General features: G+C 72.5%; 21 protein-coding genes. 6 read left to right on the top strand and 15 right to left on the bottom strand.

Going from position 1 to position 21173, the window contains the following annotated elements; all coding sequences use genetic code 11:
- Positions 1-63 precede the first annotated feature (63 nt).
- Both ACIPTO_RS25335 and ACIPTO_RS25330 read right to left on the bottom strand, forming a co-directional pair.
- Positions 64-1275 (bottom strand): cytochrome P450, encoded by a 1212-nt coding sequence (locus ACIPTO_RS25335; protein WP_401195803.1) that lies wholly within the window; start codon positions 1273-1275, stop codon positions 64-66.
- Between the two features lie 21 nt (positions 1276-1296).
- Positions 1297-2655: an amidohydrolase gene (locus tag ACIPTO_RS25330; protein WP_401195800.1), complete on the bottom strand. Its 1359-nt coding sequence runs from the start codon at positions 2653-2655 to the stop codon at positions 1297-1299.
- Positions 2656-2816: 161 nt separating this feature from the next.
- Between ACIPTO_RS25330 and ACIPTO_RS25325 the strand changes: the two genes are divergently transcribed.
- Positions 2817-3767, top strand: a complete 951-nt coding sequence (locus ACIPTO_RS25325; RefSeq protein WP_401195798.1) for an endonuclease/exonuclease/phosphatase family protein — start codon at positions 2817-2819, stop codon at positions 3765-3767.
- On the opposite strand, the gene ACIPTO_RS25320 is transcribed toward ACIPTO_RS25325, so the two are convergent.
- The gene (locus ACIPTO_RS25320; RefSeq protein WP_401195796.1) at positions 3737-5698 is read right to left on the bottom strand and encodes an FUSC family protein; all 1962 of its coding nucleotides are present in this window, start codon (positions 5696-5698) and stop codon (positions 3737-3739) included. The genes ACIPTO_RS25325 and ACIPTO_RS25320 overlap by 31 nt on opposite strands.
- Positions 5699-6108: 410 nt before the next feature.
- Here ACIPTO_RS25320 and ACIPTO_RS25315 point away from each other — a divergent pair, with 410 nt between their 5' ends.
- Both ACIPTO_RS25315 and ACIPTO_RS25310 read left to right on the top strand, forming a co-directional pair.
- Entirely contained in the window at positions 6109-6939 is an 831-nt protein-coding gene (locus tag ACIPTO_RS25315) for a RidA family protein (protein ID WP_401195793.1), read from the top strand.
- Positions 6936-7409: a GNAT family N-acetyltransferase gene (locus tag ACIPTO_RS25310; RefSeq protein ID WP_366319616.1), complete on the top strand. Its 474-nt coding sequence runs from the start codon at positions 6936-6938 to the stop codon at positions 7407-7409. Before ACIPTO_RS25315 ends, ACIPTO_RS25310 begins: the two co-directional genes overlap by 4 nt.
- A gap of 1 nt (position 7410) precedes the next feature.
- Here the strand turns inward: ACIPTO_RS25310 and ACIPTO_RS25305 are convergent, their stop codons facing one another.
- The 3 genes from ACIPTO_RS25305 to ACIPTO_RS25295 form a co-directional block, all read right to left on the bottom strand.
- The gene (locus tag ACIPTO_RS25305) at positions 7411-8358 is read right to left on the bottom strand and encodes a glycoside hydrolase family 6 protein (RefSeq protein ID WP_401195790.1); all 948 of its coding nucleotides are present in this window, start codon (positions 8356-8358) and stop codon (positions 7411-7413) included.
- Positions 8359-8641: 283 nt separating this feature from the next.
- Entirely contained in the window at positions 8642-9358 is a 717-nt protein-coding gene (locus tag ACIPTO_RS25300; RefSeq protein WP_366319620.1) for an aspartate/glutamate racemase family protein, read from the bottom strand.
- Between the two features lie 5 nt (positions 9359-9363).
- Positions 9364-10836 carry an NCS1 family nucleobase:cation symporter-1 gene (locus tag ACIPTO_RS25295; RefSeq protein WP_366319622.1) on the bottom strand — a complete coding sequence of 491 codons (1473 nt, stop codon included), beginning with the start codon at positions 10834-10836 and terminating at the stop codon, positions 9364-9366.
- 141 nt (positions 10837-10977) lie between these two features.
- Between ACIPTO_RS25295 and ACIPTO_RS25290 the strand changes: the two genes are divergently transcribed.
- Entirely contained in the window at positions 10978-11640 is a 663-nt protein-coding gene (locus ACIPTO_RS25290; protein WP_366319624.1) for a GntR family transcriptional regulator, read from the top strand.
- A 55-nt stretch (positions 11641-11695) separates the two neighbouring features.
- Here ACIPTO_RS25290 and ACIPTO_RS25285 read toward each other — a convergent pair whose 3' ends face one another.
- Genes ACIPTO_RS25285 through ACIPTO_RS25275 form a run of 3 tightly spaced genes read right to left on the bottom strand, consistent with a single transcriptional unit; the run spans position 11696 to position 15280 of the window.
- Positions 11696-12388, bottom strand: a complete 693-nt coding sequence (locus ACIPTO_RS25285) for a uracil-DNA glycosylase (RefSeq protein ID WP_401195787.1) — start codon at positions 12386-12388, stop codon at positions 11696-11698.
- A 34-nt stretch (positions 12389-12422) separates the two neighbouring features.
- Positions 12423-13949, bottom strand: coding sequence for a YfcC family protein (locus ACIPTO_RS25280; RefSeq protein ID WP_401195784.1), 1527 nt, complete (start codon positions 13947-13949; stop codon positions 12423-12425).
- Positions 13946-15280, bottom strand: coding sequence for a M20/M25/M40 family metallo-hydrolase (locus tag ACIPTO_RS25275; protein ID WP_401196146.1), 1335 nt, complete (start codon positions 15278-15280; stop codon positions 13946-13948). The genes ACIPTO_RS25280 and ACIPTO_RS25275 overlap by 4 nt, the downstream gene beginning before the upstream one ends.
- A gap of 268 nt (positions 15281-15548) precedes the next feature.
- Between ACIPTO_RS25275 and ACIPTO_RS25270 the strand changes: the two genes are divergently transcribed.
- Positions 15549-16157, top strand: a complete 609-nt coding sequence (locus ACIPTO_RS25270) for an RNA-binding S4 domain-containing protein (RefSeq protein WP_401195782.1) — start codon at positions 15549-15551, stop codon at positions 16155-16157.
- A gap of 111 nt (positions 16158-16268) precedes the next feature.
- Here the strand turns inward: ACIPTO_RS25270 and ACIPTO_RS25265 are convergent, their stop codons facing one another.
- The 3 genes from ACIPTO_RS25265 to ACIPTO_RS25255 all read right to left on the bottom strand — a co-directional run bounded on the left by ACIPTO_RS25265 (position 16269) and on the right by ACIPTO_RS25255 (position 18660).
- Positions 16269-16733, bottom strand: coding sequence for a DoxX family protein (locus ACIPTO_RS25265; RefSeq protein ID WP_401195779.1), 465 nt, complete (start codon positions 16731-16733; stop codon positions 16269-16271).
- A 193-nt stretch (positions 16734-16926) separates the two neighbouring features.
- Positions 16927-17628 carry a class I SAM-dependent methyltransferase gene (locus ACIPTO_RS25260; RefSeq protein ID WP_401195777.1) on the bottom strand — a complete coding sequence of 234 codons (702 nt, stop codon included), beginning with the start codon at positions 17626-17628 and terminating at the stop codon, positions 16927-16929.
- Positions 17629-17730: 102 nt separating this feature from the next.
- A complete protein-coding gene (locus ACIPTO_RS25255) occupies positions 17731-18660 on the bottom strand; it encodes an acyltransferase domain-containing protein (protein WP_401195775.1) in 930 nt (309 codons plus the stop codon).
- 71 nt (positions 18661-18731) lie between these two features.
- Between ACIPTO_RS25255 and ACIPTO_RS25250 the strand changes: the two genes are divergently transcribed.
- Positions 18732-18998, top strand: a complete 267-nt coding sequence (locus ACIPTO_RS25250; protein WP_401195773.1) for a DUF6343 family protein — start codon at positions 18732-18734, stop codon at positions 18996-18998.
- A 71-nt stretch (positions 18999-19069) separates the two neighbouring features.
- Here the strand turns inward: ACIPTO_RS25250 and ACIPTO_RS25245 are convergent, their stop codons facing one another.
- Genes ACIPTO_RS25245 through ACIPTO_RS25235 form a run of 3 tightly spaced genes read right to left on the bottom strand, consistent with a single transcriptional unit; the run spans position 19070 to position 21116 of the window.
- Complete coding sequence (locus tag ACIPTO_RS25245; RefSeq protein WP_266767634.1) at positions 19070-19450, bottom strand: M48 family metallopeptidase; 381 nt, start codon at positions 19448-19450, stop codon at positions 19070-19072.
- A gap of 50 nt (positions 19451-19500) precedes the next feature.
- The gene (gene coaE, locus ACIPTO_RS25240) at positions 19501-20121 is read right to left on the bottom strand and encodes a dephospho-CoA kinase (protein ID WP_366319642.1); all 621 of its coding nucleotides are present in this window, start codon (positions 20119-20121) and stop codon (positions 19501-19503) included.
- Positions 20122-20177: 56 nt separating this feature from the next.
- The gene (locus tag ACIPTO_RS25235; RefSeq protein ID WP_200690743.1) at positions 20178-21116 is read right to left on the bottom strand and encodes a PAC2 family protein; all 939 of its coding nucleotides are present in this window, start codon (positions 21114-21116) and stop codon (positions 20178-20180) included.
- Positions 21117-21173 lie beyond the last annotated feature (57 nt).

Raw genomic sequence — 21173 nt, 5'->3', positions numbered from 1 at the left:
AACGGTCCGTTGAGTGGTGGACCGGAGGGAGGACGGGAACTCATCGCTGCCACCGAAAAAACTTCAGAAGGACTTCTCCCCGTACGCCACGGGCGTCTTCCCGTACGTGACCGGGAGCGCGGCGAGTCCTCGCGCGCGCAGGGAGGGCCGCCACCGCACCTCGTCCTCGGCGACGCCCAGCTCCAGCCGCGGGAACCGCTCCAGCAGCGCGGCCAGTGCGATCTCCGTCTCGGCGCGGGCGAGCGGCGCGCCCAGGCAGTAGTGGATGCCCTGGCCGAGCGCGAGGTGCCCGGAGGTGTCGCGGGCGAGGTCGAGCCGGTCGGGGTCGGGAAAGCGGTCCGGGTCCCGGTTGGCGGCGGACGCGGACACCCACACGGTCTCACCGGCCGGGACGGTGACCCCGCCGATGGCGATGTCCTCGACGGGGAAGCGCCGGATGGCGAGCAGGGCGGGCCCTTCGTACCGCAGGAACTCCTCTACGGCGGCGGGGAGTTGGGTCGGGTCCGCACGCAACGCGGCGAGCTGCTCGGGGTGTCGGAGCAGGGCGAGCACGGCGTTGCCGATGAGCTGGACGGTGTTCTCGTACCCGGCGAAGAGGATGAGGAAGGCGAGGGACATCAGTTCGTCCTCGCTGAGCCGGTCGCCCTCGTCGCGCACGGCGATCAGGTCGGAGAGGAGGTCGTCGCCGGGCTCTTCCCGTTTGTCGGCGAGGAGTCGGGTGAAGAAGCCGAGCATCGCGACGACGGCGTTCCGGCCGGCCTCGGGCGGTGTCCCGGGGGCGGGTGCGACGAGGGTGTCGGTCCATTCCCGGAAGTCCCGCCGGTGCCGGTCGGGCACGCCGAGCAGGTCGCAGATGACGGTGATGGGGAGGGGTGCCGCGTAGGCGGCGACGAGGTCGGTGTCACCCGACTCGCCGAGTGCGTCGAGGAGTTGGTCGGCGGTGTGCCGGATCGGCGTTCGGAGCCGCTCGGTCCGGCGCGGGGTGAACGCGCGGCCGACCAGGCGGCGGATGCGGGTGTGGTCCGGCGGGTCCATGTTGAGGAGGTTCGCGTCCAGCGCGGGCGGCAGCGAGAACCCCTTGTACGTACCGGCCGAGGCATGCCTCTTGTCCAGCGAGAGACGGGGGTCGGCCAGCGCGGCCCGCACGTCGTCGTACCGGGTGACGAGCCAGGCGGGGGTGCCGTCGGGGCCGGTGATGCGGTGCACGGGGGCGCTGTCGCGCAGGCGCCGGTACACGTCGTACGGGTGGTCGAGAAGGCCGTCCGCGAGATCCATGGGGTCAGCCTAGAGGCGCGTTCAGGTGTCGTATTCCTGGATCCGCCGGCCGTGCCCCCGGTCGACGAGGGCGGGCAGCCGGTCCTCCAACTCCCGTACGACGGCGGGCACATCGAGTGTGAGCAGCTCGCGGTCGCGCATCAGGACGCGGCCGTCGACGATCGTGGTGCGAACGTCGGCGGAGCGGGCGCTGTGCACGAGGGTCGCGGCGAGGTCGTGCACGGGCCGGGTGTGCGGCCCGGTGAGGTCGACGAGGATGATGTCCGCCCGCCGTCCGGGTGCGATGGATCCGATCGAGTCGCCGAGTCCGACCGCCCGCGCGCTCTGGAGGGTCGCATGGCGCAGCGCCTGACGGGACGTCAGCCAGCGTGGGTCGCCCTCGGCGGACTTCTGGATCAGCGAGGTGAGCGCCATCGACTCCCACACGTCGAGGGAGTTGTTGGAGGCGGCGCCGTCCGTGGCGAGTCCGACCGGGATGCCGAGGGCGCGCAGGGCGCGGATCGGAGTGGTGTCGGGCCAGGCGAACTTGAGGTATCCCCGGGGCGCGGTGGCCACCGCCGTGCGGCCGTTCGCGCGCTCCAGGACGGGGAGGTCGCGGTCGATGATGCCGGTGCCGTGGGCGATGAGCAGGTCGGTGGCCAACAGGCCCGCGCGGTCGAGGACTTCGATGGGGGTGAGGCCGTGGCGGGCGAGGCTGGTGTCGGTCTGCTCGCGGTTCTCGGCGGCGTGGAGGTGGACGGGGAGGCCGTGTTCCAGGGCGAGTTCGGCGGTGGCGGCGAGGTCGGCCGCGGTCACCGTGTAGGGGGCGTGCGGGGCGAGGGCGGTGGTGATGCGGCCGTCGGCGGCGCCCCGGTGCCGTAGCGCGAACTCCAGCGATTTCTCGCGGCCTTCGGGACCCTGGGAGGAGAAGTAGGCCTCGCCGAGGTGCGCGCGCATCCCGCACTCGGCGACGACCGCGGCGACCGTGTCCATGGAGAAGTAGTGGTCGGCGAAGCAGGTGACCCCGGCGCGGATCATCTCGGCGCAGGCGAGCCGTGCCCCCAACTCCACGTCCTTCGCGGTGAGGTTGGACTCGACGGGCCACACGACGTCGTTGAACCACGCCTCCGTCGGCAGGTCCTCGGCGAGGCCGCGCAGCGCGACCATCGGGGCGTGGGTGTGACAGTTGACCAGACCCGGCAGGGCGACCTGGCCGCGGGCGTCGATGTGTTCGAGGGCGGCGAGCCCGGTGGCCGCCACCTCCGCCGCGGCGCCGACGGACTCGACGCGCCCGTCCCGTACGACGATCGCCATGTCCGGTGCGAAGCCGACGCGCTCCTGGCCGTCGTGGACGAGGACGGTGCAGCCGGTGATGAGGAGACCGGCGGGAGAGTGGCTCACACTCCCAACGTACGACGCCGTCCTCGCCTCGGGTGAGCCGAACCGCGCATCCTGGCGTGGCGCTGTCGCGAGCCGCCCCGGACCAGCACGCTTGCCTCACGACCAAGGCTTCCGGCGCCCGGTCGGAGCGCCACGACCAAGACTTCTGGAAGGGGCCCCGCATGCTCCTCGGCACCTGGAATCTGGAGAACCTGTACCGACCCGGCGGCCCGTCCGGCCCCAAGGACAAGGCCACCTACGAGACGAAGCTCGCCTCCCTCGCCGCCGTGATCACGGAACTCGACCCGGTGCTGCTCGGCGTCCAGGAGGTCGGCGACCCGGCGGCGCTCGACGACCTGGCCGGGCTGCTGGACGGCGAGTGGCACACCGCCGTGTCCACGCGTCCGGACGTCCGGGGCATCCGGGTCGGCTTCCTCAGCCGTACGGAACCGCGGGTCGTCGCCGACACGAACGCGTTCCCCGCGCAGCTGCGCCCGGTGCAGTCCGACGACTCGGGCGCCGAGGAACCGGGCGCGGGCCGCGGCCTGTTGGCGGTGGAGGTGGAGACACCGGCCGGCCCGCTGACGGTGGCGGTGGCCCACCTGAAGTCGAAGCTGCTGACCTACCCGGGTGACCGTTTCTTCCCGCACGACGAGGGCGAACGGGCCCGCTACGGCGCCTACGCCCTCTACCGCCGCGCCGCCGAGGCGGCGACCCTGCGCGCGCTGGCCGACGACCTGCTGGCCGGTGAGGGCCGCACCCGGGACGTGGCCGTCCTCGGCGACATGAACGACGAGGTGCAGGCCGCGACCACGCAGATCCTGCTCGGCCCGCCCGGTTCGGAGGTCGACACGCCCGGCTACGACCGCCCCGACCAGGGCGACGCGGTCCGCCTGTGGGACGTGGCCCCGCTGATCCCCGCCGACCAGCGCTACTCCCGGATCGACTCCGGGCGCCGCGAGCTGATCGACCACATCCTGCTCAGCCATCACCTGGTCCACCGGGCGACGGCGGCGGGAACGGGCCTGCCGGGCGAGGGAGCGCCTCAACTCCCTTCGGTGGGACCGGATCCGGCGGCGCGGCGGGAGGCGCCGGGGTCGGATCACGCACCGGTGTGGGTACGGCTGCGGTAGCCGGGGCGCACGCCCACGTACCGTCCGGGGCCGCCCGGTTGCCCACCGGGCCGACCGGGCAGCCCCAGTTCCTGCACGGCGAGGGGCAGTTCGATCGCGCGCAGCCCGACCCGGCCCCTCCCCCGCTCGAACTCCTCCAGCAGCCCGCCGAGTTGCTCGATGTGCCGGCGGGTGAGCCGGCCCGTGTCGTCGAGGTGGACGGCGCAGGCGGTGGTCGCGTCGACGAGGCGTTCGAGGACGGCGGCGATCTCGTCCGTGCCCTCCGTGTGGCGGGCGAGGGCGGGGAGTTCGGCGGCGGAGACGGCGATGGTGCCGCGGGCCTCGGCGAGCGTGCGGTAGGCCTCGCGGCGCAGGGTCCACCGCTCGGCGCGGTCGCCCGACTCGCCGAGGACGTGCACGAGGTAGGCGTGCGCGGCGGTGCCCGCCGCCGTGAGCCGGGCGCGTACGCCCCCGCCGCGCTCCCCCGGCATCGGCAGATGCCCGACGATCAGCACGATCGCGCAGGCGAGCAGCGTCTCGCCGATCCGGCCGGCGGAGGCCTGCGGCTCCCCGCCCACCATCACCAGCGACAGCACGAGCACGGTGACGACGGCGGTCTGCGCCGCGAAGTGCCGGGTGGCGACGGGAATGAGCGCGCCGCTGAGCGCCACCAGTGCGACGAGCCCTCCGGGCCGGGGCAGGAACGCGGCGAACCCGGCGAAGACCAGCGCCCCCAGCACGGTGCCCGCCGCCCGGCACAGCACCCGTGAGGCGAGCGGCCCGAGGTCGGGCTTGACGAGGAAGACGGCGGTGGCGGGCAGCCAGTACCAGTGCTCGTGCTGCCCGTACCAGCGGGCGTGGTGCAAGGCCTGGGCGACGGCGGCGCTGGCCCCGAAGCAGAGCGCCACCCGCAGCCCGTACTCCCGCCCTCCGGCCCCGAACGCCGTACGGAACAAGGAGGTCACGGTCCTTCGGCGCGCGTGCAGATCGCTTCCCTCCGCCTGGTCGAAGGCGTCGGCGGCGTGCAGCAGGGCGTCGTCGAGGGCGCGCAGCGCGGGGGCGGAACGGCTGGGCGCGGGCAGCGGCCCGGTGTGCGTGTTGTCGCGTACGGCGGCGGCGAGCCTGCGCGGCCCCTCACCGGCCCGCGCGGACACCGGCTCCCCGGCCCAGGCGAGCGCGGTCGCGGCCTCGGCCAGCGGCAGCGCGGCGGCGTACTGCCCGTGCAGCCGCCGCTCGGCCGCCGAACTGGCGTAGCGGCGCAGCCGCGGCCCGGCGAGCGCGTCCTGCGCGTGATCGAGCGCGGCGGTGAGCGCGGCGCGCCGCCCGGTCGCCTCCGGCCCACCGGTGGCGTCGAGCAGCGCGGCGATCGCTTCGTACACGGCGGCCACGGCGTCCCGCTCGCCGTCGAAGCGGTAGTCACCGGCGATGGCACCGGGCGTGGGCAGCGCGAGCCGCAGCAGGACGAGCCACGCGGCCCCGGCGAGGAAGGCCAGGGCGCGCTGCCACCCCGCTTCGGGCAGCGGCATCCCGGCGCCGATGGCGGAGGCGACGAGCAGCTGCGTCCCGGCACCGGAGGCGACGGGCCCGACGGCACTGAACCCGCCGGCGATCAGCCCGATCCCGGTGAACAGCAGGGTGAGCACGACGGCCCCCACATGCTCCCCGGCACACGTCCCGGCCAGCAGCCCCGCGGTTCCCGCGAGCGCGGGCCCGCCGAGCCGCTTGACCGAGGCCCGCCGGCTGCCGGGCCGGTCGTTGATCCCGGCGAACATCGCCCCGAGCGCGGCCAGCACGCCGAGCGACGTCCGCCCGGCCAGCACGGCGGCGAGGAGCAACGGCCCGGCGGCGAGCGCCCCTCGCGTGACCGCGCTCCACGGAACCGGGCCGCGCTGAGCACGCAGCGTGTGGGCGAGCCAGGGCGGAAGGGAGAACGCGACGGTACGACGGGACACAGGGCTCCTGTCCTGACGAGGGCGGGGTGTGCCTTCGGGCGACGGTGGCCGGGGCGGAGCGGAAGCTGAAGCCGGCGGCCGGGGTGGTGGCCGCGGGCTCCACGGTAGTGCGCGACCTGGTGCGGAACGGGCCGGTCGTATTTCGAGGGTGTGAAGGTTGGCCTCAAAGGGGCTTTCTTTATGAACGCAACGCCGGGAGGGCTCTTCCGGGGGCTCCTCGGGGAGGCTCTCCTCCCGCGGTCGGCCGATTGTCAGTGGCGTGCGCTTCACTGGAGGTGTCACTGAGAGTCACTACGGGGGTGCGGTCGATGGCGGTGTGCGAGGTGTGCGGGAGCGGGCCGGAGCGAGGGCGGTCGCGGGGGGTGTTTCTCTCCGCGGGCGGGTTGCGTGCGCGGGGGTGGACGGGCGGGATGGTCCGTCGCCTGCTCGGGGAGCCCGATCTGTTGCGGGCCGGTCCGCGGGCGCGGGCGGTGCCGCCGATGCGGCTGTACTGCGTCGAGCGGGTCGGGGCCGCCGAGCGGAGTGCGGAGTTCCGGGCGGCGGTGGGGGCCGTGGTGCGCCGGTCCGGGGTGGCCCGGACGGCCGCTCGGCGCGGGCGGCGGGAGGTGGCGGCGCGGATCGCGGCCGAGGAGTCGCCGCCGCGGCGGGTCTGCGCGGCTGTCGCCGAGGCGTGCCCGGAAATTCGGGTGCGGGCGCCGTCGTGCGTGTGGTCGGCTGACGCCCGCGCCATGCCGGCCACCGGCGTCCTGCGCCGGCCTCCGGCCTTCGCCGTCCGATCGAACCGACCCCTGGGAGAGCCCGTGCTCGAACGTGTCACCGTCCCCACCCTCTTCCCGCCGCCTACCTACTCCCACGCGACGGTCGTCGAGGCCGGTACGAAGCTCGCCTTCCTCGCCGGGGCGGTTCCGCTCGACGCCGAGGGCAAGGTGGTCGGCGCGGGCGACCCGGTGCGGCAGGCCGAGCGGGTGCTGGCGAATCTCGAAGAGCAACTGCGCGCGGTCGGGAGCGACTTGGGACAGGTCGTCGCGTCGGACGTGTACGTCGTCAGCAGCGAGCCGGCGGCGCTGGCCGCCGTGTGGGAGGTGGTCGAGGCGTCCGGGCTCAGCGCCGGTCCGCATTCGTCCACGCTCATCGGCGTCGCCTGCCTCGGATACACCGGGCAGCTCGTGGAGATCACGGTGACGGCCGTCGTACCGGAAGAGGCCGGGTCCGGAGAGCCGGGCGAGGTGGCGCGGCCGTGACCGCCGACGCCGAGGGGGACGTCACGATCCGCCGGGCGGCCGGGCCCGACGCGCGGCCCGCCGCCGATGTGTGGCTGCGGTCGTTCGCCGCCGCGCTGCCGACCGTCGTCAGCCCGCGGTCCGACGACGACATCCGCGCTTACTTCCGGGACGTCGTCGTGCCCCTGCGGGACATCTGGGTGGCCGACGCGGGGGACGGCGGGATCGTGGGGCTGATGGTGGTCAACGGAGGCGAGCTGTCGCAGCTGTACCTCGACCCGGACTGGCGGGGGCGCGGACTCGGGGACCGGTTCGTCGGGTTGGCGAAGGAGCGGAGCCCGGAGGGCCTGGAGCTGTGGACGTTCCAGGTGAACAAGCCCGCCCACCGGTTCTACGAACGGCACGGCTTCGTCGCCGTCGAGTACACGGACGGCAGCACCAACGAGGAGCGGGAGCCGGACGTGCGGTACGTGTGGGAACCCAAGTCGTAGGTCAGGGGCGGGCGTTGCGGGCCAGTTCCAGGGCGTACGACGGCCACCACTGGCCTGCCGCCGGGCCGCCCCGGCAGGTGCCGTCGGACTCGCCGGGGCGTTTGATCCACAGGTAGGCGTCGAGGAGGGGGTTGTCGGTGCGGGTCGTCGGCGGGGTGCCGAGGGCGCGGCCTGGCGGGTTGCACCAGGTGTCGGTGCCGGTGAGGGGGCCGTTGCCGTTGCGGCTGGTGTCGATGACGTAGTGCTTGCCCGCGAGGTCCTTGGAGAGCTGGTCGCCGTACGCCGAACTCGCCTGGTTCGTCTGGAAGTTGGAGACGTTGAGGGCGACGCCGTCGGCGCGGGCGACGCCGGACGCCTTGAGCGCGGCGACCAGCCGCCAGGCCTCGGGGATCCAGCCGGAGTTGCCCGCGTCCACGTAGACCCGGGTGTGCGGTTGGCGCTTGAGGCGGTCCACCGCGTGGGCGAGCAGGGCGTAGCGGTCGCTCGCCGTGACCCGGGTGCAGCCGGCGACCACCTGGGCCACGGCGTCCGGTTCGACGATCACGTAGGCGCCCCGGTCGCCGAGCGCGGTCGCGAACTCGTCGATCCAGGCGCGGTAGGCGGCGTCGGTGGGGGCGCCACCGAGCGAGTACTGGCCGCAGTCGCGGTTCGGGATGTAGTACGCGACGAGCACGGCGGTGCGGTCGGCGCGGGTCGCGGCGGTGGTGAGGGCGCGGACGACGGGGCCGGGGTGGGGGCCGTTGAGCCACTCCGCCTGGGGGCGGATGGCGATGCGGTCCATCAGGGTGGCGTCGGCGGTCCGGCCGCCCTCCCGCCAGGCAGCCGCCTGCCGCGCGGCCCGGGAGTCCGGCGCGGTCCAGAGGGTGTCGGGTACGTCGCGTGTCGCCCCGGCGCAGCAGAGCCCGGCAAGGAGGGTGGCGAGGAGGGCTCGGCGGGCCGGTGTCGACAAGGTGACTCCGTGACTGGGGGGGCGTGTCCTTCCCGGAGTCTGCGGGGCGGTCGGGGTCGGCCCGGGATGTGACTTGGCCGAGCGGGGGAAGATCACCCCGACGGGGGGTCGGGGGTGCGGGGCGGTGGAGGGTGCCGGGTTCTGTCGTGTCGCGGGTGCCGCGCCGTCGTGGCTGGTCGCGCAGTTCCCGGCGCCCCGTGAGGTCGGCCCGGCCGAGGCGCCTTCAAAGGGGCGCGGGGAACTGCGCGAGCGCCCCCACGCACCCGCACTCCACACTCCGCACTCAACCCGACACCCCCCACCTCCTCCTCTTGGCCACCGGCTTGGCGAAGCTTCCCGCGCGGCTCGTCGTCAGGCCAAGGCCCACCAGCGACTCGGCCAACTTCACCGCCGCCCCCACCCCGTCCACGACGGGCAGGCCCAGCTTCTCCCCCACCGTCCGCTGGAGACCCGTCATGCCGGCGCAGCCGAGGACCAGGACCTCGGCCCCCGCCGCGCACACCCGTTCCGCCGCCGCGAGGAACGCCGCCTCCGTGCGGGCCGCGTCGCCCAGGTCGAGGACGCTCAGCCCCGTGCCCACGACCGCCGCGCAGTTGCGACCGACGCCGGCCAGTTCGAGGCTGTCCTCGATCTGGCCGCAGGACCGTTCGAGCGTGGTGACGACCCCGTAGCGTCGGCCCAGCAGACACGCCAGGTGGGCCGCCGCCTCGGTGATGTCGACGACCGGTACGTCCACCAGTTCCCGGACGCCCTCGCGCCCGTGCTCCCCGAAACCGGCCAGGACGACGGCGTCGTAGGCCGGACCGTCGTACGTGCGCAGCAGGTCCATGACCGCCGCCGCGGAGAGGTAGCTGTCGAGCCAGCCCTCCGCGGACTCGGGGCCCCACGCGGGGGTCAGCCCGGTCACGGTGGTGCCCGGGCCTGCTGCGGCCCGGGCACCTCGCACGATCTCCGCGGTCATCTCCTGCGTGGTGTTGCAGTTGGTGACGACGATGCGCACTCCGCTCAGACCTCCACCGACTCGGGGGCGGGCTCGGCCGGCGCTCGCTCGGAGCGGCAGATCAGGACGTACAGGCCCGCGCCGAGTGCCGTACCGATGAACCACGAGTACGGGGCCACGTCACTGAACGTCTTCACCAGGGCCAGTACCGCCGCGACCGCCGCCGAGGGCAGGAACGCCCACAGCGCCTTGGGATTGACGCCCTTGCGGTAGTAGTAGCGGGAGCCGGGGGTCGCGTCGAAGAGCTGCCGCACGTCGACCCGGCCGCGCTTGACCCAGTAGTAGTCGACCATGATCACGCCGAACAGCGGGCCCAGGAAGGCGCCGAGGCCGCCGAGGAAGTAGTTGACGACCGTGGGGTTGGAGAAGAGGTTCCACGGGGTGACCACCAGCGCGGCCACCGTGCTGATCATGCCGCCGATCTTGAACGTGATCTTCTGCGGCCAGACGTTGGCCAGGTCGTACGCCGGGGACACGAAGTTGGCGACGATGTTGACGCCCATGGTGGCGACGGCGAACGTGAACGCGCCCAGCACCATCACCCAGGTGTTGCCGACCCTGGCCACCAACTCGGCCGGGTCCGTGATGGCCTGGCCCCAGACCTCCAGCGAGCCGGCCGTCACGATCACCGAAACGACCACGAACGCCGTGGAGTTGATGGGCAGCCCCCAGAAGTTGCCGCGCCGCACGGTCCTGTAGTCCGGCGCGAAGCGGGAGAAGTCGCAGAAGTTGAGCATCAGCGTGCCGTACGTCGCGAGGATCAGCCCGATCGCGCCGAACCACTGCCGCCACTGCTCGCCGAACGAGACCGGGTGCGGGGTGGACGTGAGGGAGATCGACCAACCGGCCTTCGCCAGCACCCAGATGGCCAGCGCGATCATCACCAGCCAGATCGCGGGACCGCAGAAGTCCTGGAACTTCCGTACGGATTCCATGCCCTGACTGATGATCACTGCCTGGATCAGCCAGAGGGAGACGAAGGAGACCCAGCCGAGGGCGTCGAGTCCCAGGAAGGAGTGGTGGGTCCAGGACTCCAGGCCGGGCCACGCGGCCAGCAGCATCACGTTGACGGCGACGGAGGCGAGGTAGGTCTGGATGCCGTACCACATGATGGCGATCACGGCCCGGATGAGGGCCGGGATGTTGGCGCCCCAGACACCGAAGCTGATGCGGCTGACGACCGGGAACGGGACGCCGTGCGCCTGTCCGATCCGGCCCATCCAGTTCATGCCGACGTAGATGAGCACGAAGCCGACGAGCAGGGCGGTGAAGACCTGCCAGACGTTCATGCCGAGGACCAACAGGCCTGCGGCGAAGGTGTAGTTGCCGAGGTTGTGGACGTCGGACATCCACATGGCGAAGAGGTCGAAGACCTTCCAGTTCCGCTTGTCGGCGGGAGCGAGGTCTTCGTTGGTGAGCCGGGGGTCGGGGAGGAACACGGGTGTGCCGGTGGCTTCGGCACGGTCAGCGAGGGACACGGGGCCTCCAGGGCGAAGGGACGGAAGGCAGCGACCGTTTGGTATACCAAACTGCGGTCATGGTCCCGCCGTCAAGCGTTCGGACCGAAGTCGTGATTGTTAACGCTCGGTAAAAGACCCGGAGTCGGCGAAGATTGCTCCATGAGCTCCATGACGAAGACCGAACCCCTGGGCGCGGTCCGCGAACGCGTCCTGGCGAACCTGCGCCAGGAGATCATCGCGGGCCGCCTCGGACCGGGCGACCGGCTGGTCGAGCGCGAGCTCGCCGACCGTTTCGGCGTCTCCCGGGTGCCGGTCCGCGAGGCGATCCGCGCCCTGGTCGCCGAGGGCTTCGTCCACTTCGAGACCCCGCGCCGCGCGGTCGTACGCCGCCTCACCCCGAACGACGTGCGGGAACTCTTCGAACTGCGCGAGGCCCTTGAGGTCTCCGCGGCCGGGCTGGCCGCGTCCCGCGCGACCCCGGAGGAACTGGCCGAGGTGGCGGAGCTCCTCGACCGGGCCGCCGCCGCGACCGAGGCGGGGGACGCCGAGGTGATCACGGACGTCAACAGCCGCCTGCACGACAGCATCGTGACGCTGGCGGGCAACACGCTGCTGACCGCCGCCCTGGAACCCGTCGCGGGCCGACTGCGCTGGATGACCCGGCGGAACGAGGAGTGGCCCCAACTCCTCGTGGAACACCGCGAGTTGTACGAGGCGATTGCGTCCGGAGACCCGGACCGCGCCCGTGCGCAGGCACTGGCCCACGTACGGACCAACTACCGCTCCACGGTCCGGCATCTGTTCGGGGACGCACAGCCGTAGGCGAACAGGCCGAAGTACCGCCGGGGACACGGCGAACGGCCCGGCCCCGACCGCACTAAGGCGTCGTCGCCAGACCCGCCGCCCCGGCCGCCGTGCGCAGCACGTCCCGCAGCATCGCCGGGGTGAGTTTCCCGGTGAAGGTGTTGCGCTGGCTGACGTGGAAGCAGCCGAAGAGGTCGAGGCCGCCGAGGGAGACCCGGGCGCCGTGCCCGAACACGGGCCGTGGGCGCGGGACTTGCCAGCCCGCCGCCGTGAACGCGGGCAGCGCCGCCTGCCAGCCGAAGGCGCCGAGCACGATCACCGCCTTCAACGTCGGCCGCAGCAGGGCCAGTTCCTCGACGAGCCAGGGACGGCAGGTGTCCCGCTCCTCCGGGGTGGGCTTGTTGGCGGGCGGGGCGCAGCGCACCGGCGAGGTGATGCGGACGCCGTACAGCTCCAGGCCGTCGTCGGCGCTCACGGCGGTCGGCCGCGAGGCGAGCCCGACGGCGTGGAGGGCCTCGTACAGGACGTCGCCGGAACGGTCACCGGTGAACATGCGGCCGGTGCGGTTGGCGCCGTGCGCGGCCGGGGCCAGGCCGATGATCAGGAGCCGTGCGTCGGCGGGGCCGAAGCCGGGTACCGGCCGCCCCCAGTACGTCCAGTCGGCGAAGGCGGCCCGCTTGGTACGCGCGACCTCCTCGCGCCAGGCGACCAGGCGGGGGCAGGCCCGGCAGCCGGTGATCCGCTGGTCGAGGTCGGACAGGTTCATGCCGCCACCGTATGCGTCCCCGCTCCGTCCCGGTTCAGGTGAAGACCGCGCCGAGCGCCACGAACCCGCAGATCATCAGGAACAGCAGCGCCAGCAACGGCCACACGAACCGCAGGTACTTGTCGTAGCCGACCTTCGCCAGCGCCACCCCGCCGATGGTGACGGCGGTCGTCGGCACCCACAGGTTCATCCAGCCGCTGGCGGCCTGCCAGGCGGTGACGACGACCGCGCGGGAGACCCCGGCGAAGTCGGCGAGCGGGGCGAGGATCGGCATGGCGAGGGTCGCGTGGCCCGAGGTGGAGGGGATCAGGAAGGCCAGCGGCAGGTTCACGACGAACACGATGATCGCGAAGACCCCGGACGAGGTGCCCTTCACGATGCCCTCGATGGAGTGCAGCACGGTGTCCGTGATCTTCGAGTTGTTCATGATGACGGTGACCCCGCGCGCCAGCACGATCACCAGCGCCGGCGAGATGAAGTCGGCGGCCCCCTGGATGATCAGCGAGCTGAGCTTCTGCTCCCCCAGCCGCGCCACCAGCCCGATCAGCACGGCCGCGCACAGGAACAGCGCCGCCAACTGCGGGAAGGACCAGCCGAGTTCGAAGCCGTACGGAGTGGCGTCCGCGTCGCCGGTGAGCGCGCTCGCCCAGGGCACCACCGAGAAGATCATGAAGGCGAAGACCAGGCCCATGGAGACCAGAACCGCCTTGTGCAGCCCGGTGAGTTCGGGCTCCTCGGCCTCCGAGGCGGCGCCCTGGTCCCGGTCGCCCGGCAGGAACCCGGTGAGCGACCGCTCGGGGTCCCGCCGCACCCGGCGCGCGTACCGGATGACGTACGCCACCGTCACCGCCGTCAGCACCACCCACATCACGAACCGCAGCACGATGCCGTCGCCGAGCGAGATGTCCGCGGCGGAGGAGGCGACGCCGGTCGCGAAGGGGTTCACCGTCGAGCAGAGCACGCCGATCCCGGCGCCGAGGATGATGGTGCCGACGGCGACCATCCGGTCGTAGCCGAGCGCCAGCATCAGCGGCACGATCAGGCCGTAGAAACCGAGGGTCTCCTCGGCGAAGCCCTCGACCGTGCCGAGGACCGAGAAGACCACCATGATCCCGGCGATGAGCAGCGCGCCGCGCTCGCGCAGCCGGTGGGCGAGCCGGCCGATGCCCCGGTCGAGGGCACCGGTCGCGAACACCACGGTGATGAACGCCCCGATGGCCAGCACGAACAGGAACACGCCCGCGCTGCCGTACAGTTCGCCGGCCAGATCCGGTCCGACCTGGCCGGTCTTCTGGTCCTGGACGCCGTAGAGACCGTTGACGGGCGCGAGGAACAGGTCGTTGAGCCGGTCGACGAAGCTCTGCCCGGAGTCGACGCGGTGGTACGTCCCCTGGATCGGGGCGCCCGACGCGTTGCGGTCGTAGAGCCCGGACGGGACGAGGAACGCGAGCAGCCACACGGCGATCGTGACGATCGCGAGGACGGTCAGCGCGCTGGGAAAGGTGAACTTCGGCCTGTGCGGCGGCTGTTCGGTGCTCCGCGGGGTCTCGGTGGTGCTCATCGGGCCGTCGCCGTCCCGCCCCGGCTCCGGAAGCCGGCCGCGTACGTCTCGACGAACGCGCACATCGCCACGACCGTGTTCCGCAGCTCCGAGAACAGCACCCGCTCGTTCGGCGCGTGCAGATTGCACAGGCTGTCCTGCGCGCCGAACAGCAGCACCTCGGCCCCCGGCGCGGCCCGCGCGAGCCCGTTGACCAGCGGGATCGACCCTCCGGTCGCGACATACGACGGCTCCGCGCCCCACGCCTCCTTGAGCGCGGCGCGGGCGGCACGGTAGGCGGGCCCGCCCGTCGCCGCCTCATAACCGGGCCCTGTGTCACCGGCGGTCACCGTGAGCGCGACCCCGAAGGGCCTGAGCGAGCCGAGATGCCCGACGAGCCGCGCCTGCGCCTCGCGGGGATCCTGGCGCGGGTGGAAGCGGAGGTTGAGCTTGGCGCGGGCATACGGCACGACCGCCGACGCCGCGTGCTCGACACCCGGCGCGTCCAGCCCGACGACGGTGATCGCCGGCCCGCTCCACAGCCGCTCCCCGAGACTCCCGCTCCCGGTCAGCGGCACCCCGTCCCGCACCCCGGCCAGCTCCCGGAACTCCTCCTCCATGTACCCCGCCCCGTCCCACTCCTCTCGCCGCAGCCCCGCCACGGCCACGTCCCCGTGCACGTCGTGCAAGGTGGCCAACGCCTTCACCAGCACGAGCAGTGCGTCGGGCGCCGCCCCGCCGAACTCCCCACTGTGCCGCGGCTCTTCGAGCGTCCGCACCTCCACGACCACCTCGGCCGCCCCGCGCAGCCCGGTGGTCAGCGTCGGGGTGCCGGGCCGCAGGTTCCCGAGGTCGGCGATGACCATGGCGTCGCACGCGAACCGCTCGGCGTCGGTCGGCGGATAGGTGTCGAAGGGACTGCCGTACTCCTCCTGTCCCTCGAACACGATCTTCAGCCCGACCGGCGGCCGTCCCTCGTACGCCCGCAGCATCCCGAGGTGCGCGATCACGTTCGACTTGTCGTCCGCGATCCCGCGCGCCCGCAGTCCGCCCTCCACCGGGGTCGGTTCGAAGGGCGGGGAGTGCCACAGCCCCTCGTCCCCGGGCGGCTGGACGTCGTAGTGCGAGTAGAGCAGGACGGTCGGGGCGTCGGGGGTGGGCGGCGGAACCTCCGCGAAGATCACGGGCGCGGTGTCCGGCAGCTCGATCCGCTCGATGTGCTCGACCCCGGCCCCGCGCAGCAGCCCGACGAGCAGATCGTGCGCCTCGATCACCGGCTCCCGCGGAAACCCGGGAAAGGCCACGGAGGGAATCGCGGCCAACCGCACCAGATCGCCCCGCAACCCGTCCATCAACGCGTCGACCCTCGCCGCCCAGTCCTCCACGTCCGACCCCTTGCTCCCACGGCCGCCCTGGCCCCGATGGTCCTGATGGTCCCGGTGACCTCGACAGCGTCCACGGTCTCCACGACCTCGGAAGCCAGCCTCCGCGGTACGGCGAGGGGGTGCATCCGGGGTGACCCAGCGGGGTGCCCGCCACGCACCGCGCTCTGCCTCGGCGGGCAGGTCGGGGGCCGAAATCCGCCGGAGCCGACCGAAGGAAGGCACTAAAGTCGAGGCCATGGCTTCCAAGGGAACGGACGACACCGGCAACGACGACGGAACCGGTACGTCCACCACCGCGCCCGCCGCCCGGCCCGCCGACGAGCCCGACAGCGCCGCCGTGGCCGCCGCCAAGGCCGCCGGGCCCTCGAACGGCGAGAGCGTCCGCGTCGACAGCTGGATCTGGTCCGTCCGCCTGATCAAGACCCGGTCCATGGGTGCCGCCGCCTGCAAGGGCGGCCACGTCCGCGTCAACGGCGAGCGCGTGAAGCCCGCGCACTCCGTCCATGTCGGCGACGAGGTGCGCCTGCGCCACGAGGGCCACGAGCGCGTCGTCATCGTCAAGCAGGTCATCCGCAAACGGGTCGGCGCCCCGGTCGCCGTCCAGTGCTACGTCGACAACTCCCCGCCGCCCCCGCCCCGCGAGGCCGTCGCCCCGGCCGGCATCCGCGACCGCGGCACCGGCCGCCCCACCAAACGCGACCGCCGCGACATGGAACGCCTGCTCGGCTTCCCCGGCACCGCTCCCGACACCGCGCCGGATCCCGACAAGGACGGTGACCGCGACCGGCAGCGGGCCTCCCGTCGCGACGCCCGCCGGAGCACCCGCCGCGACCCGCAACGGTGACACCCGGCCCGGACCTCTCGGCCCACCGGATGCCACCGCCGCCCCGCGCTCAGCGACAGCACCAGCCATCGCCTCGGCCGGAGCCAGAGCCGTAGCCGTACGGCACGCGGGTCACGCCCGTCGTCGTACCACCCGCAGCAACTCCGCGTTCTGCCCCCGCCGCGCCCAGGCGATCAGGGCGAGCGGGACGATCAGGATCAGCGGTGTCGCCGCGTTCTCCCCGTGGAACGCGGTCATCTGGACCACGAACGCACCCACCATCAGCGCGCTGAGCGCCGTCGCCGCCACCGACTGCAGCAGCGGGACCAACAGCGCGATCGCACCGGCCAGTTCGAGCGCGCCGATGGTGTACATGGCCCCGCTGCCCCAGCCGATCTTGTCGAAGGACTCCACGGCCGACGGGTGCGCGATCAGCTTGGGCAGCGCACTCGCGAGGCCGTAGAACAGCGCGAGCAGCACCTGGAGGGCGCGCAGGGCGATCCGGGCACGGCGACCACGCGGGGTGGCGGACTCGGCCACGACGGTGCGGGAGGTGGCGGAAGCGGCGGAGCCTGCGGAAGCGGCGGTCTCGGACATGGGGTTCTCCTGTGGGATACGGTGAGGAACGCCGGCAAGCGGTCCGTGTTGCTTTCACAGAGAAAGACCGACCGTCGCCCTCGAACTCATCGCTGCCGCACGGGATTTCCTGAGCGACTCCACCGACCCGCCGATCCGCCGGCCTCTCGCACCACCGACCCCCTCACCCCCAACCCCCGCGTCCGCTACCCCGCTACTCCGCCGCAGCCACCTGCACCGCCCGCACCCACGTCTTGTCCGGTGTCAGATAGCTCTCCACTCTCAGTCCCTCCTCCGCCAGTGCCTCCTCGAACTGGTCCTGGGTCAGCGGGCGGGCCAGGAACGTCTGGGTCCAGACCGCGTCCGGGAACACGTACTCCGCGTGGACCGAGTTGACCCCGTCCCCCACCGGCTCCGCCGACACCATCCGTACGGTGAAGCCACTGGGATCGATCCGCTCGCGCGGCAGGTTCGTGTGGTAGTCCTCGCCCTCCCGCTGGATCAACACGCTGCCGCCCGGCCCGACATGGCGTACGCAGGTCCGCAGCAGTCCACGCCGTACCTCGATGTCCCCCGCGTGCACCAGGAACGACGCGAGCATCACCACGTCGAAGGTCTCTCCGAGATCGAGCTGTTCGATCGGACTGCATATCGTGCGTGCCCCCTGGACGCGCTCCAGCATCTCGGCGGACTCGTCGACCGCCGTGACCGTGAACCCGCGATCCCGGAGGGGGTGGGTCATCCGCCCCACCCCGCTGCCCAGTTCAAGGATGTGCGCGCCCGCCGGCACGGCCGCGGCGATGATGTCCGGCTCCTGACCGATCGGCAGCCGCGCATACAGCTCGACCGCGCAGCCGTCCGGAGTGATCGCCCCGGGTCCTGTCCCCTCGTATCCCGCACGCATTTCGATTCGCATGCCCGTCCAACGGACCGCGTCCGCACGCCCGTTCCCGACTCGCACTGGTTCACTCGTACAAGTCAATTCCCCTTGGAGAGGGAACGGTCGGCGCGGTCTCCGTCAGGCCGGCTGCTCGTGGAGCGGGAACCACCCGTGCCCGAGGTACCAGTGCCCGCCCGCCCGCAGATGGTCCCCGACGGCCCGCTCCACGGACGTACGCCGGGGCAGGCTCTCCGCCGGCTGATCGGGGTGCCCGAAGACGAACTGCACGGGCTCGGTGTCGGCAGGCTCCGCGTCCTCGCGGATCGGCCGGAACCGGTCCTGGAAGCGGACGATGTTGGAGTCGGCGGACAGGTACTGCTTCAGCTGCGGGTCGAGGAGCCAGGAGTGGCAGGTCGCGACCTCGTGGCGTTCCTCGGGGTAGTACCGGGCGAAGAACGCGCGGGCCAGGTCCAGCGAGCGGTCGCACGCGGCCGGGGTGAGCGGCCCGGAGTAGTCGGGGATGTGCAGGTTCAGGCAGGGCGCCCCCGGAGCGGCGTCCACCCCGGCCTCCGTGAGCGCCCGCGCACTGCGCTCGCCGAGCCGCGCCCGTTCGAACTGAAGCCGGCCCAGCTGGTACAGCTCGCCGCGGAAGTGCGGGACGAGCCATTGCGGGAACGGCAGCCCCGGCTCGCCGTACCGTCTGCGGTGCACCGCGACGTTGCGCCCCAGGTCGGCGAGGGTGCGCCGGGAGACGTCGGCGGGGATGCCGCGTTCGCGGTGGTACGCGCGCGTGTAGGGCAGCGCGGCGGTGAACACGTAGACGGGGAAGTAGCCGCCGATCTCGGGCGGCGCCTCGGGCAGCCGGGCCAGGAGCAGTGCGGTGAGCCGGTCCCAGTGACCGTGCTCGCCGATGTCCTTCACCAGCTCTCCGACGCACTCCTCCAGGAGCCGCGCCGCGTCGGTGTTCCGTGTCAACTCCCGGCGCAGTCGCGTCAGTTCGTTGATGTCCTCATGGGGTACGGCGAGGTCGAGCAGGACCTCGGGCAGTTCGTCGGCGTCCGGCAGCACGGTGCGCTTTCCCCTCCCTGTGGAGAACGTCCGCCCCGAAGAGTACGTTGCAGGAAGGAGCAGTGATCCTGATGCGTACGGGCAGTGAGCCGACGACAGCGCGCAGTCCCCTGCGGGCGCGCTTCTGGCTGAGCGTGTGGGGGCTGGTCTGGACGGTCTTCGGGACGGCGGCTTTCGCGCTCGCCGGTCGCCCCGGGTGGGCGGCGGCCTGCGGGGTGCTGTGGCTGGTCGTCACGATCGACATGAGCATGATCCTCAGACACCTGCACCAGGGCCCGCACTACCAGCCGGGCCGCGACATCCCGCCGTACCGTCCCCCGGAGCACCGCCATCCCTGACCGTGCGGATGCGCCATGCGCTCTCGCCCGTAAACGCGCTCTACAGGGATGTGCCTACGCGAGCCGGGCTCCTACGCGTCGAACCGGGCCGCCTTCAGGTACTGCGGGTTGGGGTCGAGCGCGGCGGCCAGCCGGAAGTGGCGTTTGGCCTGGTCGGCGCGGCCCTGCCGCTCGTAGGTGCGGGCGAGGGCGAAGTGCGCGAAGGCGTTGTCCGGCTCGCGCTCCAGGACGATGGTGAACTCCAGCTCGGCGGGCCGCAGTTGCGCGGCGGCGAAGAAGGCACGCGCGCGCAGCAGACGGGCCGCCGTGTTCTCCGGGTACGCGTCGATGACGCCGTCGAGCAGCTTCACCGCGCCCCGCGGGTCCCGCGCGGCGAGCAGTTGCTCGGCGGCGCGGAAGTCGATGACATGCGTCTCCGGAGTACGTCCGGTCGTTCCGCTGTTCTCGGGCACGGCACAGTCCTTCCCTCACTCGGACGTTTCAACGCCCGTGGAATGGGCCGCTATTCCTGGGGTGGCTGCTGGGGCGCGTGTGCCCTGCGGACGAGTTCGGCCCATACGTCCTGGACGCGCCGCTCCAGCGCCTCCAGGGGTACGTCGTTGTCGATGACGATGTCCGCGATGGCGAGCCGCTTCTCACGGGTCGCCTGGGCGGCCATACGCGCGCGTGCGTCGTCCTCGGTCATCCCGCGCAGCCGGACCAGCCGGTCGAGCTGGGTCTCGGGGCTCGCGTCCACGACGATCACCAGGTCGTACAGTGCGGCCAGGCCGTTCTCGGCCAGGAGGGGGACGTCGTGGATCACCACGGAGTCGTCGGCCGCGGCCGTTTCGAGCTCCCGGGAGCGCCTGCCGACCAAGGGGTGGACGATCTCGTTGAGGACGGCCAGCCTCTCGGGGTCGGCGAAGACGATGGAGCCCAGCTTGGGGCGGTCCAGGGAGCCGTCCGGGGCGAGCACGTCCTCCCCGAAGGCCTCGACGACCGCCGCCAGCCCGGGAGTTCCGGGCGCGACGACCTCGCGCGCGATGCGGTCGGCGTCGATCAGCACGCCCCCGTGGCTCACGAGCAGCCGTGACACTTCACTCTTACCGGCACCGATGCCCCCGGTGAGGCCGATCTTCAGCATGGACCGAAGCCTACGGCCTGTCACCGACAGGGCACCGGGTGACCGGTGGCCGCCGCCTAGTTGTCGCCTTCCCGCTCCGCCAGGAAGCGTTCGAATTCCTGCCCGATCTCGTCGGCCGAGGGGATCTCGACCGGCTCGGCGAGCATGTTGCCGCGGCTCTCGGCGCCCGCGGCGGCGTCGTACTGGTGCTCAAGTCCCTGGACGAGCGCCACGAGTTCCTCGTCGCCCTCCTGGATCTGGCGGTCGATCTCGGTCTGGGTGCGGTGGGCCTCGGTGCGCAGGGAGTGCGCGATGGCAGGGAGGACCAGTCCGGTGCCCGCCGTGATGGCCTCCAGGACGGTCAGGGCCGCGTCCGGGTAGGGCGAGCGGGCGATGTAGTGCGGGACGTGTGCGGCGACGCCCAGGACGTCGTGACCGGCCTCCATGAGGCGGTACTCGACGAGCGCCTCGGCGCTGCCGGGGACCTGCGCCTCGTCGAAGGGGCTGCGGTGCCCCGGGACGAGGTCGTTCCGGTTGCCGTGCGGCGTGACGCCGACGGGACGGGTGTGCGGGACGCCCATGGGGATGCCGTGGAAGTTCACGGACAGGCGGACGCCGAGCCGCTCCACGATCTGCTGGACGGCCGCGGCGAAGCGCTCCCACTCCACGTCCGGCTCGGGGCCGGAGAGGAGCAGGAAGGGGGCTCCGGTGGCGTCCTGGACCAGACGCACGTCGAGTGTGGGCTCCTCGTACTCGGTCCACCGGTCCCGCTTGAAGGTCAGCAGCGGGCGGCGGGCCCGGTAGTCGACGAGCCGGTCGTGGTCGAAACTGGCCACGAGCTGGTGGGGCAACGTGTCGAGCAGACGCTCGACGATCTGGTCGCCCGTTTCGCCCGCGTCGATGTATCCGTCGAAGTGGTAGAGCATGACAAGACCGGCCGACTCCTGTGCGAGCGCCATGTCGACGACTGCCAGGCCCTTCGGCTCCCATGCGTACAAACCCTGCGGATCAAGCACAGTGACCGCTCCTCCTCGTGTTCGTACTGCACAACGCCCTCCAGGGCATGGGCATTC

The organism is Streptomyces sp. NPDC090083, assembly GCF_044747445.1.
In the GTDB taxonomy this organism is placed as follows: domain Bacteria; phylum Actinomycetota; class Actinomycetes; order Streptomycetales; family Streptomycetaceae; genus Streptomyces.
Note: the sequence above shows the minus strand (reverse complement) of the source record. Positions and strands in the feature narration are given on the sequence as shown.